This window comes from Halomonas sp. TG39a, assembly GCF_000744395.1.
Classification (GTDB): domain Bacteria; phylum Pseudomonadota; class Gammaproteobacteria; order Pseudomonadales; family Halomonadaceae; genus Vreelandella; species Vreelandella ventosae_B.
Genome location: NZ_JQLV01000001.1, coordinates 199,267 through 216,276, shown reverse-complemented (window position 1 = coordinate 216,276; position 17,010 = coordinate 199,267). Strand labels below are relative to the sequence as shown.

Here is a 17,010-nt window from a genome sequence, read left to right as displayed (position 1 = left end):
GACGTTATTAGCTGTATGACACGTGAAAAGTCATGCCTGACTCTGCTCGCAGAACGTAAAAATTGCTCTCAGGGTAACTTTCACAAATCCCGAGCAGTAGAGACCAACCGCTTAACCATGGGCTGCACCATAAGCTCGGAACCCACCCTCAGTGGTTCAAGCGGCCCATTAGGCGCATACCCATATGAAGTATACAAACCAACTGCAGCTGCATTGCTTGTCGTTACCGCAAGCTTTATACACTCACACCTTTTGTTGATAGCCCATGTACTCATTTCACCCAGCAGAGCCTTGGCTATACCTTTTCCTCGCAGTGTCGGGGACACCCACATTTGGTAGATTTGGGCGATTTTCGTATCGGGCTCATGTATTACCCCCCAGGCTAGGCCAACCGATTGACCCTCCAACTCAGCAATTAAGGGCAGAGCCTCCAGGCCTCGCAATTTCAGATCCAAGCGTGTCTGCCACTCAGCGTCTGAGAGCGTTACTTCCTGCTCATAAGTTGAGCCAAAAGAGTCAGGCGACTCCTCAAGAGATTTCAACCGCGCCGACTTATAAAGCTGCCAATCTTGCGGGGTTAATACTCTGATCCTTACGTCACTCATGATTTTCCTGCATACAGCAATCAAGCCCAAGGCTGTGATGAATAGGAGTAGGAGTAGGAGCTAAAGACTCTGCACGTAAACTCTTCCTGTGACTCTGGAGAGCCGCTGCGTCCTGTTTGCTCTTGAATCATCTGCCCTACCGTCGGAAAGACACGTTTTCATGAGCGGTAAATATATCGAAGATAAGTAGCTTATTAGTTATGGCTCATAATATCTATGCAGCGCTCGCGCATGACATATTGGCCCCTTACACCCCACTTTAACCACATTTTCTTACGAAACGTGTAAGGTTGGTACAAGTACGGCCACTAAGTGGCATCGCTGATTCAGCAACGACACGGACGGCTCTATGCCAATACCAACTGAAGCACGCTTACAGGCGCTGGCCAGCGAATTAAAGCGGGCCGGGATTGCCTACCAAGCGCTTACCCCGATGGCGGATACTGGGCTTGCCCACGATCATGTCTGGCTGCATCGCAGTGATGGCGATGACTGGGTAGCGCGGCTGCCGAAGCAGAGTCAGATGAATCTACCGCCTGAAGAGAACCTGGCCTATCAGAGAGCCTGTTACCAGCGCTCTAGCCCTGGCGGGCACACGCCGACACTTTATGACACCCTGCCGCCCAGCGAGGCATTGCCCAGAGGCGGGTTGCTGGTAGAGGCTATACGTGGGCGTTTGGCGCAACTACCCGACGACCTCCCCGCCATCGCGGATGCCCTGGCCAGCCTACATCGCCAAACGCTACCTAATGCCTCGGCGCAGACGCCGCTGCTGGCCCCTAAAGACCCATGGCAGGCGATGGTGGATGAAGTGCGCCAGCAGGCTAACTGGCTAGGCGATGCGCAGCTTTCGAGTAAAGTGACCCAGCGGATTAAGCAGGAACTGGACTTACTTCCGCCCCGCCTAAACGATGAAACCGCGACGCTGATTAGCTTTGACACCCACCCTGGCAACTTCTTAATCCGCGACGATGGCCGCGCGGTGTTGGTGGATTTAGAGAAGTGTCGCTACGGCCTGCCGGGCATTGATCTCGCCCACACCAGCCTCTACACCTCCACTACCTGGGATGTAAACAGCCAAGCGGTGCTATCGCTGAATGACGTGATTAACTTTTACCGCCGCTGGCAAGCAGCCATGAGTGAATCACCCGATACCGACACCCTGGTCGCCTGCCGTCGCGCTACCTGGCTGTGGTCATTGACCTGGTGCGCGAAATGGCGCGCCCAGCACCTAAACGCTAAAGATGCCCAGCAACGGGGAGAAGACTGGTCGGCAGAACTCACCGACCCTGCCGTGATTGACCACGTACGTGACCGCGTTGAGCACTACCTCTCGCTGCCGATTATTGATCACGTTCATAGCGAGCTGCAGTGCTTGCAAGCTTCCCTATAACGTTTGTGCTTCCTACCCAAGAGATATGCGATGCCGATTAACCGTCACCCTATACGCTTCACGATCGCCACCACGCTGTTAGGCCTTGCGCTTCCTGCCATGGCCAACCCTGATCCGGACGACTGGCAAAGCGTCGTGTCACAAGCCGAAGGCCAAACCGTTTACTGGAATGCCTGGGGGGGTGATACGCGCACCAACCGTTATATTGACTGGGTGGCGGAGCAAATGCAGGCCCAGTACGGCGTCGATGTGGAGCACGTTAAGCTGGACGATACCGGCAGCGCGGTGGCGCGGGTGCTAGCCGAAAAGCAGGCGGGTAACCACGACGAGGGCAGTATTGATCTGATTTGGATCAACGGCGAGAACTTCGCAGCCATGCGCGACAACGATCTGCTGTTCGGCCCCTTCGCCGAGGCGCTGCCCCATTTTGCGCTCACCAACGCTGACGAAAACCCCGAGGTTGTCACCGACTTCACACTGCCTACCGAAGGCTACGAGTCGCCCTGGGGAAAAGCGCAAATCACCTTCTATTACGACAGCGCCCAAACCGAGACTCCCCCCAAGGATATGCAGTCGCTACTCGCCTGGGCTCGAGCCAATTCGGGCCAGTTTAGTTATCCACGTATTCCCGACTTCACCGGCAGCACCTTTTTGAAACAAGCACTGATCGAGCTTACCGAGCAGGATGAGGCGCTTTACCAGCCGCTCTCAGAGAGCGATTTCGAGACCGTGACAGAGCCGCTTTGGACCTATTTAGATGCGCTGCACCCGCACCTGTGGCGCAGCGGGCGCAGCTTTCCCGACTCCGGCCCCAATTTGCGTACATTGATGAGCGATGGTGAGCTAAGTCTAGCGTTTTCTTTCTACCCCACTGATGCTGCCGTGGCGGTCATGGAGTATGAATTACCCGATAGCGTACGCAGCTATGTGCTGGAAGGCGGCACCCTGGGTAACGTCCACTTTGTGGCAATTCCCTATAACTCGCCGCATAAAGCTGGGGCCATGGTGCTCGCCAACTATCTACTTTCAACGGAAGCCCAGGCCGAAAAACAGTCGTTAGCGATGTGGGGCGACCGCAGTGTGCTGGATATCAACCAGCTAGACACTGACGCCCAAGCGCTGTTTGAGCAGGGAGATCGACACCCTTCAGAGCTACCCGCGGACGCGCTGTCTAACACCCTACCCGAACCGCACCCCAGCTGGATGACCGCCCTGCAAGATGCCTGGCTTGAGCGTTACGGCGTTAACTAGACCATGCTGCGACTGGCCCCGGCGCTCATCATTGCCCTGCTAGTACTACCGGTAGCCGCAGGGCTACTGATGGTGCTGCTGCCAGCATTTGGCTACTTGCCTGCGCTAGGCGGACATGGCGGTAGTTTAGCCCCCTGGCAGATGCTGTTCGCCCAGCCGGGGCTGTGGCGTTCGGTGGCGGTGAGCTTTACCAGCGGGTTAGTCAGCGCAGCCATAGCGCTGGTTATTGTGGTGCTGTTTTTGGCCGCCAGCCGGGGCACATGGCTAGACCGCAGCATTCGGCGGCTGGTTTCGCCTCTACTCGCCATCCCCCATGCCGCTATCGCGTTTGGATTTGCCTTTTTGATTGCCCCTTCGGGCTTGTTGGCGCGGCTCATATCGCCATCGCTAACCGGCTGGGAGCGCCCGCCGGATGCGCTGATCATCAACGATCCTTGGGGGCTTTCCCTGATCGTGGGGCTGGTGCTAAAAGAAGTGCCGTTCCTACTGCTAATGAGCCTGGCAGCGCTGCCGCAGCTAGTGCCTGAAAAGCGCTTAATGCTGGCGCGATCACTGGGCTATTCACCTACCATTGCGTGGTTAAAAACCGTGCTGCCTTCGCTCTACCCGCTGATTCGCCTGCCCGTGTATGCGGTGATCGCCTACGCCACCTCGGTCGTCGATATGGCGCTGATTCTCGGCCCGACCTTGCCTCCCACGCTGAGCGTGTCTATCTTGCGCTGGTTCAACGACCCCGATATTAGCCACCGCTTTATGGCCTCGTCAGCGGCAGTACTACAACTGGGGGTCACCATCGCCGCGCTGCTCTGCTGGTGGCTACTGGAACAACTGACCCGCCTGCTGGCGCGAGGCTGGCTGACCAATGGCAGCCGCCAGCGAGGTGAAATCGCCCTGCGCGTAGTGGGCCGCTCGGCGTTACTATTTGCAAGTATGACGGCGCTGGCGGCCTTGGTCGGGTTGGGGCTATTTTCGCTGGCCGGTTTTTGGCGTTTTCCTGAGCTGTTACCGCAGATGCTAACGCTGGATCACTGGCAACGCAGCGGCCCTATGCTGGTCACACCGCTCGTCAATACCGCGCTGATTGGGCTGATTTCAACGACGCTGGCCACGGCGCTGGTGTTAACGACGCTGGAAAACGAGCATCGCCAGCACATTCAACCGAGGCGCGCACTATGGCTGCTCTATCTACCGCTACTGGTGCCGCAAATTGCCTTTCTGTTTGGTCTGATTGTGGCAGCGGAGAGTTTGGGCGTTCGCCCCCAACTAGGCTTGGTGATCGCAGGTCACCTGCTGTTTGTGCTGCCTTATGTCTATCTATCATTAGCCGAGGCGTATCGTCGCCTGGATCCACGCTGGCTACAGGTAGCGCGCTCCCTGGGTGTGTCACGCAGTGCTGCATTTTGGAAAGTGCGCCTCCCGCTAATATTAGCGCCCATATTAACTGCCTTTGCGGTGGGCCTGGCGGTGAGTATTGGCCAATACTTACCCACCCAACTGCTGGGAGCCGGGCGGGTCACTACCGTAACGACCGAGGCGGTGGCGCTTGCCGCAGGCGGTAACCGACGCTTAATCGGCGTTTGGGCATTAGTGCAGGCGGGCCTGCCACTGATCGGCTTTATGCTTGCTCTGGGGCTGCCCCGCTTATTGGGCACCCACCGCCGTGAACTGGCTACCTAAGAGGGACATTGTGACAGTTTATTTCAGCGCGTCGCTGCGCCTTGAGCAGATTAGCATCGCCCTTGCGGGCCGCGAGTTACTGGCAGTGGATACCACCATAGCCCCAGGCGAGGTGCTCACCGTAATGGGTCCATCGGGCTCAGGAAAATCGACCCTGCTGGCGTATATTGCGGGCTTTATTACTCGAGATTTTAGCGCCAGCGGCGGCGTATGGCTGGGCGAGCAAGACCTGTTAAGCCTCCCCGCTGAAAAGCGCGGCATCGGGCTTTTGTTTCAGGATCCGCTGCTGTTTCCGCACCTAAGCGTGGGCGGCAATTTGCGTTTTGGGCTACCTCGCCATATTCAAGATAAACACCAACAGGTCACCCAAGCGCTTAAACAAGTGGGGCTGGCAGGCTTTGAAGCGCGCGACCCCGCCACCCTTTCTGGCGGCCAGCAGGCTCGCGTGGCATTGATGCGCCTGCTGCTCTCCAAACCGCGCGCCGTGCTGCTGGACGAGCCGTTTTCCAAGCTGGATACGGCACTGCGCCAGGAAATGCGCACCCTCGTGTTTAACCAACTGCGCGACGCAGGCCTGCCTGCACTGCTGGTCACCCACGACCTCGCAGATGCCAAGGCAGCAGGAGGGCCTGTGCTTGAACTCGGTTGAAAACTCGATTGAAAAGGCACCTCAACTCAGCATCGTGATACCGGTACTTAACGAGGCAGCCGGTATTGAGGCAACACTGTTGCCGCTACAGTTACTACGCGCTCAGCGCCTTTCGGCACTGGTCGAAGTCATTGTGGTCGATGGCGGCAGTGGCGACAGCTGCGTTCGCATCGCCACACCCCTGGCTGACCGCGTGCTCGGCAGCTCACCCGGCCGAGGTGAACAAATGAACCTGGGCGCGCAACATGCCCGAGCGCCTGCGCTGCTGTTTCTGCATGCGGATACTCAACTGCCCGATGATGCCGTTGAACAGATAACACGGGGGCTTAACCGCCACGCCTGGGGGCGCTTTGCTATTCAGCTTTCAGGCCGCAGCCGCTGGCTGCCCATGGTGAGTTGGATGATGAATCAGCGCTCGCGGCTGACCGGGATGGCCACCGGCGACCAGGGAATCTTTGTCCGCGCCAGCGCCTTCAGGGCCGTCGGTGGTTTTCCCGAACAGCCACTGATGGAAGATATTGAACTGTCCAAACGGCTTAAGCAGGTATCGCGCCCCGCCTGCCTAACGGCGAAAGTGATAAGCTCGGGCAGGCGCTGGGATCAATACGGCGCTTGGAAAACGATCCGTCTGATGTGGCGGCTACGCTACCGCTACTGGCGCGGCGTTAGCGCAACCCAACTCGCCAAGGAGTATCGCGATGCCCGCTGAAACGCCCCATCTACACCTGCTGGCCAAAGCGCCGCTGGCGGGGCAAGCCAAAACGCGTCTGTCGCCTTTACTGGGAGCAGAGGGCGCCGCCAACGCCCACGCGGAGCTGGTACGCCACTGCGTCGCCAATGCTTGCAAAGCATTGACGGCAGAAAAAGTCACGCTATGGACGGCGCTGGATCACGCACACCCGCTGTTTATAGAGCTTCGTGAGCAGTTTGGTTTGACGTTAACCCCCCAACCAGACGGTGATTTAGGCGCACGGGTTCGCCACGCCCTGAACAGCACGTCTGGCCCTGCCATGCTGATGGGCAGCGACTGCCCGAGCATTACCAGCACGCTGATGACTACCTGCGCGCAGCAACTGGCCAGCTACGATGTGGTGATTCTGCCCGCCGAAGATGGCGGCTATGGCTTTGTAGGCACCCGGCAAGACTACCCTACGTTGTTTGCAGATATCCCATGGGGCACCCAAAGCGTGCTGACCACCACTCAGCAGCGCATTAAGGAGCTGGGGCTGCGCGCCGCTTACCCGGCGACTATCTGGGACGTGGACCGCCCCGAAGACTGGCAGCGCTGGAAAGCGCTAGCCAACCTCTGATTAGCCGTTTCAGTGTAAGGAATCAGGCGCCCTTCTCACTCAGTAACAGCAGATACTTACCTTCTTAGCGCTGGAGTTTTTTATTGTGACCCGACAACGTCTGATTATTGCCGCGCTACTGATAACAGCCATTGGCGTGTTTTTCCTTAGCGGTGCCCATCAATGGTTCACGCTAGAGACCCTCAAGGCATACCAAAGCGACTTTCAAGCGGCGTTTAATCAACACCCTTGGCAGGTGGCGGGCCTGTTTTTCGCCGTATATGTCTCAATGACCGCGCTTTCGCTGCCCGGTGCCACGCTGCTAACCCTACTGGGCGGTGCACTATTTGGCTTAGGTTGGGGGCTGCTGATTATCTCTTTCGCCAGCACAATGGGCGCCACACTGGCGTTTTTACTCTCGCGTTTTCTGTTTCAAAAGCCGATTGAGAGACGCTTTCCGCGCCAGTTTTCCTCTGTGAATCGTGGTGTCGAGCGCGACGGTGCCCTGTACCTATTCACGCTGCGTTTAGTGCCGGTATTTCCGTTCTTTATGATCAATCTGGTCATGGGCCTAACGCGGATCAAAACCCTCACGTTTTACTGGGTGAGTCAGGTCGCTATGCTGCCCGGCACTGCTATTTATGTGAACGCGGGCGGCCAGCTAGGTGATTTGGAGAGCCTGGGAGGCATCCTTTCGCCAACGCTTATCGCGTCATTTTTACTGCTCGCCATCTTCCCCTGGATCGCGCGGCGGATTGTGCTGCTGGTGCAGAAGCGCAAGGCCTACCAGGGTTTTACCTGCCCCCAACGCTTTGATTACGACATTGTGGTGATCGGCGGCGGCTCGGCGGGACTGGTAACCAGCTATATCGCCAGCGCTGTTAAGGCCAAAGTCGCGCTGGTGGAAAAACATAAAATGGGCGGTGACTGCCTGAATACCGGCTGCGTACCTTCCAAAGCGCTAATACGCGCCGCCCGCGCTGCCCACGAGATTCGTACCGCGCCACGCTTTGGCGTGACATCTAGCGAACCTCAGGTCGATTTTGCCAAGGTGATGGAGCATGTAAAACAGGCGATTAGCGCTATCGAACCCCACGACAGCGTAGAACGCTATAACGGCTTAGGCGTTGAGGTGTACCAAGATCACGCCAAGCTAACCTCGCCTTGGCACGTCCAGGTGGGCGAAAAAACCCTCACCGCCCGCCATATCGTGCTGGCCACCGGTGCCCGCCCCAAGGTGCCGTCGCTACCGGGTATTGAGCATGCTCCCGTGCTCACCTCTGAAAACCTATGGTCACTGACAGAACTGCCCAAACGCCTGGTAGTGCTCGGCGGCGGTGCGATTGGCTGCGAGCTAAGCCAGAGCTTTGCCCGCCTGGGTAGTCAGGCCACGCTGGTGGAAGGCATGCCCCAGTTGCTGGGCCGCGAAGACCCAGAAGTCGGCGAAGCCGTCGAAAACACTCTGGCGAGCGAGGGTGTAACGGTGATGACCGACGCCAAGGCGCTGGAAGTACTCAACGACGACGCAGGCTACCAACTGGTCGTGGAGCATCACGGTGAGCGCAAGCTACTGCCCTTTGACTACCTGCTGGTTAGCGCCGGTCGCCAAGCCAATGTGGAAGGCCTAGGGCTTGATGTGCTGGGTATTACAACCACCCAAGCGGGCACTTTAGAACTTAACGAGCGGCTGCAAACCCGCCTACCCAACATCTGGGCCTGCGGCGATTTGGCTGGGCCGTACCAGCTTACCCACGCGGCGGCTCACCAAGCGTGGCACGCAGCGGTCAATGCGCTGTTTGGTGAACTGAAAAGCTTTGCGGTGGACTATCGCTATATGCCCGCGGTCACCTATGTACAACCGGAAGTCGCCAGAGTCGGGCTGAATGAAAAGGAGGCCAAGGCAAAAAGCATTGAGTATGAAATTACCCGCTACGCCATGGCAGAAAGCGACCGCGCCATTGCCGAAGGCGCCACAGAGGGGTTTATCAAGGTGCTCACGGTGCCGGGCAAAGACAAAATCCTTGGCGCAACGATCGTGGCAGAAAACGCGGGCGAGTGGCTGGGTGAGTTTACCCTCGCCATGAAACACGGCCTGGGGCTCAATAAGCTACTCGGCACCATTCACCCCTACCCCACGCTGGGTGAGGCGGCAAAGGCCACTGCCGGGGTGTGGAAAAACGCCCACAAGCCCGAACGAGTGCTGGCACTATTGAAGCACTACTTCAATTGGCGACGCGGTGACAAGTCAGCTAAAACAATTGATTCCTAGCGCACCAAGTTGAAGCATAATTAGGAAAAAGAAGTACGCCTAGTCGTTTCGTCCGTTAGCAGGCGGGTGCACTTTGGCGAATGTTTCAATAATTTCGCGCACTACTTTACGCTGGGCAGCGGGAAGCTCCCTGTAGAGTGCCAGCAATTGGCGCTCTTCACTGGTAGATGAAACGTCCCAACTTGCGGAAGGTTCGCTGACCGTATAAGCGGTGCTGGCGCCGTAGCGCAAGTGGTGCGGATCGACTAACAGCCAGCGAGCCAACACCTGGAGCTTATCCTGACTGGGGATTGAGTCACCGCGCAGCCAGCGCCTAACGGCCTGGAACGTGATCGGCTTTCCCCAGTAACGCAGGTTAAATTCCCGTTCTAGCACTGACGGTCGCGGTTCGTAACCGGCTGCTTCTAGCGCCGCTTTCAGACGTTCGGCGAACATGATTTTTTCATTCATGCCGCCAATGTGAAGCGATTGTTCAATAATAGTTGAATAACGGTTCACCTTTTGATTGAATCATTAATTCAATTTTGAGCTTTCGCTTAGCCGAAGCGGGCGAGTGGCTATGCTAAACGCTGAAGCGCGGCGCTTGAGGAGTCATTCAGGATGAGTGGCACACTATCTCCATCGGTGCAAAATATTGACCACCTGTGTCATGAGCTGGCATTACTCTGCAGCTCGGCCACTCCTCTTGAGCTTTTTGAGCTGCTGGCAAAAATGCTGCACTCGCTCACACAGGCTAAACCGATCACGCTTTATCGTCGCTTGAGCTCAGGCAATCTCCGCTTGGCATACTGCTACCCGATGGAAAGTACCCTGACCTCTCATTCCCCCCTGCTCGCTATTCGTTGTTACGACGACCTAGCGGCTTCAGAACTGCAACTTTATGAGCTAAATGGCGAACATGGCGTGTGGGGCTATATTGGGCATCCCCCTGCGGTCGACGCTGGACCAGGCAAATGGATTCAGTTGCTCATCGATATTGCGTCCCAACGCTTACGCTTGTTAAAAGCAGAGCGCATGGCCGCTCGCCAGTCAGGTTTAAAGTCGCGCCGCAAGCTGCTATCACGAGATATTAAACGCCTGACGTCCATCGATGGTATTTTGCAGCATCATGGTGCCAGTTGGTGCGATATTTTTCAGGCTGAGGGTATCGCACTGACGTATCAGGGCGATCTACACTGCTTTGGCGAATGTCCCTCCAAGCACCAGTTATTTCATCAGCTACAGCAGTTGAACCAACAGAACGCCCATGACGAAATCGCCGAGCTAACTGGCAGTTGCCAAGGAGGCTTGGCGGCCCCGCTCAGCGTTGCGAATGCTTCATTGGGTTGGTTACTGCTGTTTCGTCAACAGCCGCTACACCCCACCTTGGCTGCGGATGTAACGCTTCAAGACGCCTTGAGTTATTGGATGCCACTGGAAGCCGCTATGATGATTGAGCTGGCCGATGATTTGGCAGTGGCTATTACAGCCCAGGAGGTCGTTCGCCTCAATCGCCAGTTAACCAAAACTAATCAACGCCTTGAGGGCCTGGCCCATACCGATCCTTTAACGAAATGCTGGAATCGTTACTACACCGAGCTAGTGATTGAGGATTTGCTCGATTCGTCAGTCAGTTTCGCCATGTTGATGTTTGATATTGATGATTTTAAAAATATTAACGATACCTATGGGCATGCAGTAGGCGACGACATCTTGCGTGATATGGCACATTTAGTGCAGAAATCGTTGCGAGATGATGACCATCTTGGCCGCTGGGGAGGCGAAGAGTTCGTCGTCATCACCAAGGGACATGACCAAGATGCCAGCCTAGCCCTGGCTAACCGGCTTTGCCGCAATGTGGAACAACACACTTTCGCCACCGCTGACCAATTAACGATTAGTATCGGCCTAACCCTTGTGCAGCCCGGTGACCAGCCCCGCCAACTATTTGAGCGGGCGGATCGAGGCATGTATCTGGCCAAGATGGCGGGTAAAAATCGGGTCATTATTTGCTAATCACCCAACAGCACACAGTTTTCGAATAGGCGATGCCCATGCAGCGGTTATTACTGATTGGTGCGGGCCATGCCCACGCCTTTGTACTCGAAGCCTTTGCCCTCCAGCCGGAACCCAACATCGCGATTACCGTGGTGAGCGATAGTCCGTTAGCGGCTTACTCAGGCAGCGTGCCCGCGTGGCTGGCGGGAGAGTGCACGCTGCGCGAGACGCAAATCAACGTGGCTGCGTTATGCCAACGGGCCAACGCTCGATTGATTCTTTCCCCAGCTAAAACTATTAACACGCTACTACGCCATGTGGCGCTGGAGAATGGCGAGCAGGTTAATTTTGATGTGGCCTCCTTCAATATCGGCTCGACCCTGACGCTCCCCCAGCAGCACGGAGAGCAACTCCCCAAGCTACTCGCCATGCGCCCATTAAGCAGCTTGCACCAGCGCTGGCAGGCACTGCAGAACGAAATTAGCCATTTACCTGACGGCGGCACCCAACGGGTGATGGGCGTTGGCGGAGGCGCCGCAGGCTGTGAAACGCTAATGAGCGTACTGGCCCAGTTGCGCCAACAGCGCCCGGATATTGAGTGGCAGGGGCATTTGCTCAGCGCTGCTAACGAACTGCTGCCGGATGCCGGGCGCTTACCACGCTGGCTAATAAAGCGTGCGCTCTCCAAAGCAGGTATCTCCGTTCACTTTGAGCAACGCGGAGAAACACTGATTGCAGGCGGCGTCGCAACCCATGATGATAAACGCCTCGATGCGGATATCGTGCTATGGGCAACCGGCGCGGTTGGCCACCCTTGGCTTGAGGACACCGCGCTGCCGTTGGACAAACACGGTTTTATCCGCGTAGAGAACACGCTGGAAGTCACAGGCCAGCCGAGTGTTTTTGCCGTTGGCGACTGTGCAGGTTTGACCCCGGCGCTGCCCAGCGCAGGGGTTTATGCGGTGCGTATGGGTCCGCACTTGGCAAACAACCTACGCCGCGCCTGCCACGGTGAGCCACTATCCCCCTGGCAGCCACCCAAACGCGTATTGGCACTGATTGGTACCGGCGACGGCCGCGCCATTGCCAGCCGCGGCGCCCTTGGCCTTTCAGGCAAATGGGTATGGGAATGGAAAAAGCGCATTGATGCGCGCTTTATTGCCCGTTTCAATCCGCCTTTTGAGGACTGACTGTCCGTTAGTTTCCTTCGCGCCAACCGCCTAATACTCGGCTGTCTGGGCCAAAAAAGACCAAGCGATCATGGTCGATCAAGTAACGATAGGCGCTCTCCAACATATTCGTCACTCGCTGAGCGTCTTCCATTTTAGGGCACGCCATGCGCGTGGTGGCCAGTTCGCTAAATTCAATGCGTTGGTTCTCGCCGAGCGTTACCTCGCCGGTAAAACGGTTACAGCCATCGTGGCCGGTGACGCTTCCATTCGGTGAAATCTGGAAAAAGGCTGCTTCCGGCATCGACAACCTTTCATCGGTGCCCACTAACAGCAGGTTCCAACGTTGATCGACGATAGCACCCGAGAGCGAGGAGCCACTTGGGCCGTCTTGCGGTACCGAGCTTGGTCCAGGCGCACTGCTACACGCACTTAACAGCAGTGCAGCCGAGGCTAACAGTGGCAGTAAACGCCAACCTTTCATGGTCATGGTGATCTTTCCCTTGTTTAACGATTACCGGCTAGTTCTTAACAATAGTTCTTAACAACGGTTCTTAACAACAGTTTTTAACACCAAGCTCTTACCAGCTACCGCTGTTTTCCATTGAGGCCCAGGGCTCTTGCGGTGCCAAGGCATCGCCCTTCTGCAGCAGTTCAACAGAGATGCCATCGGGCGATTTCACAAACGCCATATGGCCATCACGGGGCGGGCGATTAATCGTCACGCCGTTGTCTTTAAGGTGCTGGCAGAGCGCATAAATGTCGTCCACCCGGTAAGCCAGGTGGCCAAAATTACGCCCGCCAGTGTACTCTTCAGGATCCCAATTATAGGTCAGTTCTAATTCTGGTGCGGTCAGCCGCTCCGAGCGCGGCTCATCTGCTGGCGCGGCCAGGAATACCAGCGTAAAGCGCCCTTTCTCATTCTCTTTACGGCGCACTTCTTTAAGCCCCAGCAAATCGCAGTAAAAACGCAGCGAAGCATCTAGGTCACTGACACGCACCATGGTATGTAGATATTGCATATCAACTCCTGAGAGAAAAAAACGTCCTAGTCATACTTTACAAAAACGTGACAGCGGAAATAAATCGCTGCAACGCTGTATAATTAAATAATACCCTTTATCTTAGCTGGGTTTACCCGTCGGAGAAACCTGTGGATTCAGTCACTCAAGCCGCGCTTGGCGCAGCCATTGGCGGTGCCGTATTGGGCAAGCGCTTAGGGCGCAAGGCCATTCTAATCGGCGCCGTACTGGGCACCCTGCCCGATCTTGATGTAGCGTTGGACTATGGCGATGCTGTAGCCAATGTCACTGAGCATCGAGGCTTTAGCCATTCGCTTTTTGTGCTCACCGGGTTAGCTACCCTATTGGCGCTGCTGTGCACGCGATTTGCTCCCGCAAAAGATATCAGCCTGCCCCGCTGGTGGAGCTTCTTTACGCTAATACTGATCACCCATCCACTGCTCGACGCGCTCACCACGTACGGCACTCAACTGCTTTGGCCGCTTGATCTGTCCCCATCGGCATGGCCGATTATTTTTATAATCGACCCGCTCTACACCCTTCCGTTACTGATTGCGATTGGGGTTGCACTGGTATCACAGCGAGTAATGAAGGCGTGCGCTTGGGGATTAGCGATCACTTGTGTTTACCTCATGATGGCCGCTGGGGCTAAGTTAACGGTGGAGCAACGCCTTGCCCCGGCACTGGCGGAGCAGGGGCTGGAGGAAGCTCCCCTACTGATACAGCCAACGCCGTTTAACATTGTGCTATGGCGTGCCACGGTCATGGGCGAGGATCGTTATTATGAAAGTCTGGTGAGCGTGTTCGACAGTGACCGGCAACCACGTCTTGAGCCGCTGGTTAGTAACCCTGAATTGGCGGAGTATGCCCTGGCCAGCCAGCAAGGGCAGCGCTTAACGTGGTTCACGGGGCCTTTCCTGCGCTATGAAACACGACTTCTGGACGGAAAAGAGACGCTGATCGCCACCGATATTCGGCTCGGCTTCCCTGGTTTTCATCCGTTTAGCTTTACCCTGGCAACGCTTGAAAGTGATCGCTGGCACCCGCTGGCGGTGAGCGAACAAGTGGAGAGTACCCGCGGTATTCAGTTGGAAACACTATCACGGCTTGCCGCTCGCGCCACTGGCAACACCTCAGCCCTTTGCGCCAGCGACTTTGTGCCGCCAGAGTGGCGGGCCGAGCGTATTGTCTATCGTTGCTGAGCTAGCTCTTTATGAGATTCGGCTAGGGGGCAATACCTTGGCCGCAGCCACTATATTGCTCGCCGCCATAGGTTAGCGTAACGCGGGCGGGAAAAGGCTTTCCGCTCATATTGTCAAAGCAGGCACCGGCCTCAATGCGCACGCGGAAAAAAGGCTCCACATCGGCGTTTTCAATCACAACCCGACCTGCGTCGTTGTCCATCACGCTAACCATATAGGGCAGTTGAAGACGCTCTTCCCCATAGTTCGTCTCCATCGTCAGCGTGGGCGTGTCATTCGCTAGCGCAACCGTCCAGCCCGGCTCATTGCCCTGGCCAAAAAACATTACACCGGGCTTCTCGGTTCGAGTTAAGGCATCACGCTGCTCAGCCTGCGAACACTTCAGCTGCCCCCGCGGCGTTTCCACTAGCGCCTTGTCACCCCGGTTCCAGAAGCTAATCTCACCGTCTTGATAGCGCGCGCCGCTGGCCACGATCGCCTGGGGGAGCCGCCATGCGCCGTGCAGCGACCATAGACGTAGGTCGTTGGCATTGGTCGCGGTCACTAAGTTCTGTTGTGCAGGCTCACATTGCCAAGCGGTAAATTGGGAGGCTGAGCCAGGGAATAGCGCCGAGGGCAGAAAAGGCGCTCGGTTATCCAGCGTTGCTTGGTTAGCGGCGGCAGTTTCTTTAGAGGCTATTGTTTCTGCGGAGGGGGTTGCTGCGCAGCCCCCGAGCACCGCCATCACACCGGCAGCGGCGATGGCACCACCCCATGTTTTTAACGTATTCATACATCGTGCTCCCTGTAAAAATGCTGCTATTGCCTACTGAGCGGCTTACCCACGTTTGAACGCCTGCAGGTCATGCGTATCAATACTCTCGACCTGCGGGGGTAACTCCAGCTCTTCGCGTTTGATTTTAACCTGCATTTTTTCCGCTAGCCGTTCGGCGTCGTCGTCGGTGGTGCGCCCGTTAAGCTCCGCCAACTGTGCCATGCCCTGATGATAGAAAGTGAGTAAATCCAACGCCGTACGGTTGTTCTCTTCCACCGCTTTGCGCAGTTGCGAAAGGTAGCCACTGACTTGCGATAGGTGATGTTTTAGCTGCCAGACGTAGCGAACCTCCGTCATCCATGGGCGCTCGCGCAGCACGGCAAATAACGCACTGGTGGCCAATAACCCAAGCAGCACGCCGAGGGCGTTGAGCCATAGGCTACTGCCAAAGGTGGAGGTAAGGAGCATTGAGAATAGGAGGCCAAAAATAATCAGTTGCCCCGCCATGGCAAAGCTGATCATTCGGGCTTTGCGGCGGTAGGTCTCGGGATCGTGATGTTCTAGGGTAAATACCATGGCCAGCCTCATTATCGCTGCAAACGCCCTATGATACGGGGCTGGCCAGGGCAAACAAGTAATAGCGTTTACAAATGCAATTACGCCAAACGCTCCGCGGCCGTTTTAAGTAAGTGTTCGGTCGTTTCCCAGCCCACGCAGGCATCGGTGACCGATACGCCGTAGCGCATGGCACCAGGCTTGAGCGGCTGTTTGCCCTCGAACAAATGGCTTTCCAGCATCAGCGCTACCAGGTTAGCTTCGCCCGCCTGACGCTGCGCCAACACATCCAGCATCACTTCACTCTGGCGGCGATGATCTTTACGCGCATTGGCATGGCTGCAATCCACCATCAGCCGTGGGTTTTGCCCGGCGTTACGCAACGCAGTAGTGGCTGCCCGCACATGGTGACTCTGGTAGTTGGGCTCACCGTGACCGCCGCGCAGCACCACGTGGGTGTGCGGGTTACCCGTGGTTTGCTGAACAACCGGGTGGCCGTGAGGATCTACCGCGAAACGCTGGTGCGGGTGGGCCGCCGCACTCATGGCATCAATCGCCACTTGCACATCGCCGCTGGTGGCATTTTTAAAGCCCACCGCTGCTAGCAAGTCACTGGCCAGTTCACGGTGCAACTGCGATTCGGTGGTGCGCGCGCCAATCGCTACCCAGCTCAGTAAATCATCCAAGTAAGGCGCCAGCATCGGCTGCAAAAGCTCGGTGGCCACCGGCAGGCCGCGGGCGGCTACCGCATGCATGAGTTCACGGGAGAGCGCCAAACCGCGGGGCATATCGCCGCTGCCATCTAAGCCTGGGTCGTAGGCCAGCCCTTTCCAGCCCACGGTGGTGCGCGGTTTTTCAACGTAGACGCGCATCACCGGCAAAATGTGCTCGCTCACTTCTTCACTGAGTGCGGCTAGGCGGTCGGCGTATTCAAGTGCTGCGTCTGGGTCATGCACGGAGCAGGGACCCACCACAACCAGTAAGCGATTATCGTGACCGCTCAAAATCTGTTGGACGGCGTGGCGTTGGCGGGCAACCTGCTCACTCAGCGAGTCACCTAACGAGATATGCTGATGAAGCTGGGCAGGGGTTGGCAGCCGCTGTGTGGAAGAGTTGGCTTCCGGCATAGGCCGTAGGCTGGCGTGGGCCGTGTTTACAACAGGGTTGTTTACAACAGTGCTGATAGGCGCATTCATGA

The 17,010-nt window shown here is 56.7% G+C and carries 17 protein-coding genes; 10 read left to right on the top strand and 7 right to left on the bottom strand.

All coding sequences use genetic code 11. The features are described from left to right. Positions 1-80: 80 nt before the first annotated feature. Positions 81-605: a GNAT family N-acetyltransferase gene (locus U738_RS23770; protein WP_035576587.1), complete on the bottom strand. Its 525-nt coding sequence runs from the start codon at positions 603-605 to the stop codon at positions 81-83. 349 nt (positions 606-954) lie between these two features. Between U738_RS23770 and U738_RS01010 the strand changes: the two genes are divergently transcribed. The 7 genes from U738_RS01010 to U738_RS00980 all read left to right on the top strand — a co-directional run bounded on the left by U738_RS01010 (position 955) and on the right by U738_RS00980 (position 9,133). Next, positions 955-1,998, top strand: a complete 1,044-nt coding sequence (locus U738_RS01010) for an aminoglycoside phosphotransferase family protein (RefSeq protein ID WP_035576586.1) — start codon at positions 955-957, stop codon at positions 1,996-1,998. 30 nt (positions 1,999-2,028) lie between these two features. Further along, positions 2,029-3,249 (top strand): ABC transporter substrate-binding protein, encoded by a 1,221-nt coding sequence (locus U738_RS01005; RefSeq protein ID WP_035576585.1) that lies wholly within the window; start codon positions 2,029-2,031, stop codon positions 3,247-3,249. A 3-nt stretch (positions 3,250-3,252) separates the two neighbouring features. After that, complete coding sequence (locus tag U738_RS01000; protein WP_035576583.1) at positions 3,253-4,926, top strand: ABC transporter permease; 1,674 nt, start codon at positions 3,253-3,255, stop codon at positions 4,924-4,926. 10 nt (positions 4,927-4,936) lie between these two features. Continuing rightward, a complete protein-coding gene (locus U738_RS00995) occupies positions 4,937-5,575 on the top strand; it encodes an ATP-binding cassette domain-containing protein (protein WP_035576582.1) in 639 nt (212 codons plus the stop codon). After that, on the top strand, positions 5,562-6,284 hold the full coding sequence (locus U738_RS00990) for a TIGR04283 family arsenosugar biosynthesis glycosyltransferase (RefSeq protein ID WP_235208622.1): 723 nt from the start codon (positions 5,562-5,564) through the stop codon (positions 6,282-6,284). The genes U738_RS00995 and U738_RS00990 overlap by 14 nt, the downstream gene beginning before the upstream one ends. Continuing rightward, on the top strand, positions 6,274-6,885 hold the full coding sequence (locus U738_RS00985) for a TIGR04282 family arsenosugar biosynthesis glycosyltransferase (protein WP_035576581.1): 612 nt from the start codon (positions 6,274-6,276) through the stop codon (positions 6,883-6,885). Before U738_RS00990 ends, U738_RS00985 begins: the two co-directional genes overlap by 11 nt. Positions 6,886-6,970: 85 nt before the next feature. Beyond that, positions 6,971-9,133: an FAD-dependent oxidoreductase gene (locus U738_RS00980; protein ID WP_035576580.1), complete on the top strand. Its 2,163-nt coding sequence runs from the start codon at positions 6,971-6,973 to the stop codon at positions 9,131-9,133. 39 nt (positions 9,134-9,172) lie between these two features. On the opposite strand, the gene U738_RS00975 is transcribed toward U738_RS00980, so the two are convergent. After that, complete coding sequence (locus U738_RS00975) at positions 9,173-9,568, bottom strand: transcriptional regulator (RefSeq protein ID WP_306448728.1); 396 nt, start codon at positions 9,566-9,568, stop codon at positions 9,173-9,175. 165 nt (positions 9,569-9,733) lie between these two features. Between U738_RS00975 and U738_RS00970 the strand changes: the two genes are divergently transcribed. Further along, positions 9,734-11,128 carry a GGDEF domain-containing protein gene (locus U738_RS00970; RefSeq protein WP_035576579.1) on the top strand — a complete coding sequence of 465 codons (1,395 nt, stop codon included), beginning with the start codon at positions 9,734-9,736 and terminating at the stop codon, positions 11,126-11,128. A gap of 32 nt (positions 11,129-11,160) precedes the next feature. Beyond that, positions 11,161-12,300 carry an FAD-dependent oxidoreductase gene (locus tag U738_RS00965; RefSeq protein WP_035576578.1) on the top strand — a complete coding sequence of 380 codons (1,140 nt, stop codon included), beginning with the start codon at positions 11,161-11,163 and terminating at the stop codon, positions 12,298-12,300. 7 nt (positions 12,301-12,307) lie between these two features. On the opposite strand, the gene U738_RS00960 is transcribed toward U738_RS00965, so the two are convergent. Both U738_RS00960 and gloA read right to left on the bottom strand, forming a co-directional pair. Beyond that, on the bottom strand, positions 12,308-12,769 hold the full coding sequence (locus U738_RS00960; protein WP_035576577.1) for an META domain-containing protein: 462 nt from the start codon (positions 12,767-12,769) through the stop codon (positions 12,308-12,310). Positions 12,770-12,860: 91 nt separating this feature from the next. After that, the gene (gloA, locus tag U738_RS00955; protein ID WP_035576576.1) at positions 12,861-13,301 is read right to left on the bottom strand and encodes a lactoylglutathione lyase; all 441 of its coding nucleotides are present in this window, start codon (positions 13,299-13,301) and stop codon (positions 12,861-12,863) included. Positions 13,302-13,432: 131 nt separating this feature from the next. On the opposite strand from gloA, the gene U738_RS00950 reads away from it, so the two are divergent. Next, on the top strand, positions 13,433-14,503 hold the full coding sequence (locus U738_RS00950) for a metal-dependent hydrolase (RefSeq protein WP_035576575.1): 1,071 nt from the start codon (positions 13,433-13,435) through the stop codon (positions 14,501-14,503). 22 nt (positions 14,504-14,525) lie between these two features. Here the strand turns inward: U738_RS00950 and U738_RS00945 are convergent, their stop codons facing one another. From U738_RS00945 to U738_RS00935, 3 genes are all read right to left on the bottom strand, one after another. Continuing rightward, a complete protein-coding gene (locus U738_RS00945) occupies positions 14,526-15,275 on the bottom strand; it encodes an MliC family protein (protein ID WP_035576574.1) in 750 nt (249 codons plus the stop codon). A 45-nt stretch (positions 15,276-15,320) separates the two neighbouring features. Continuing rightward, positions 15,321-15,833, bottom strand: coding sequence for a DUF3087 family protein (locus U738_RS00940; RefSeq protein WP_035576573.1), 513 nt, complete (start codon positions 15,831-15,833; stop codon positions 15,321-15,323). 80 nt (positions 15,834-15,913) lie between these two features. Further along, on the bottom strand, positions 15,914-17,008 hold the full coding sequence (locus U738_RS00935) for a 3-deoxy-7-phosphoheptulonate synthase (protein WP_035576572.1): 1,095 nt from the start codon (positions 17,006-17,008) through the stop codon (positions 15,914-15,916). Positions 17,009-17,010 lie beyond the last annotated feature (2 nt).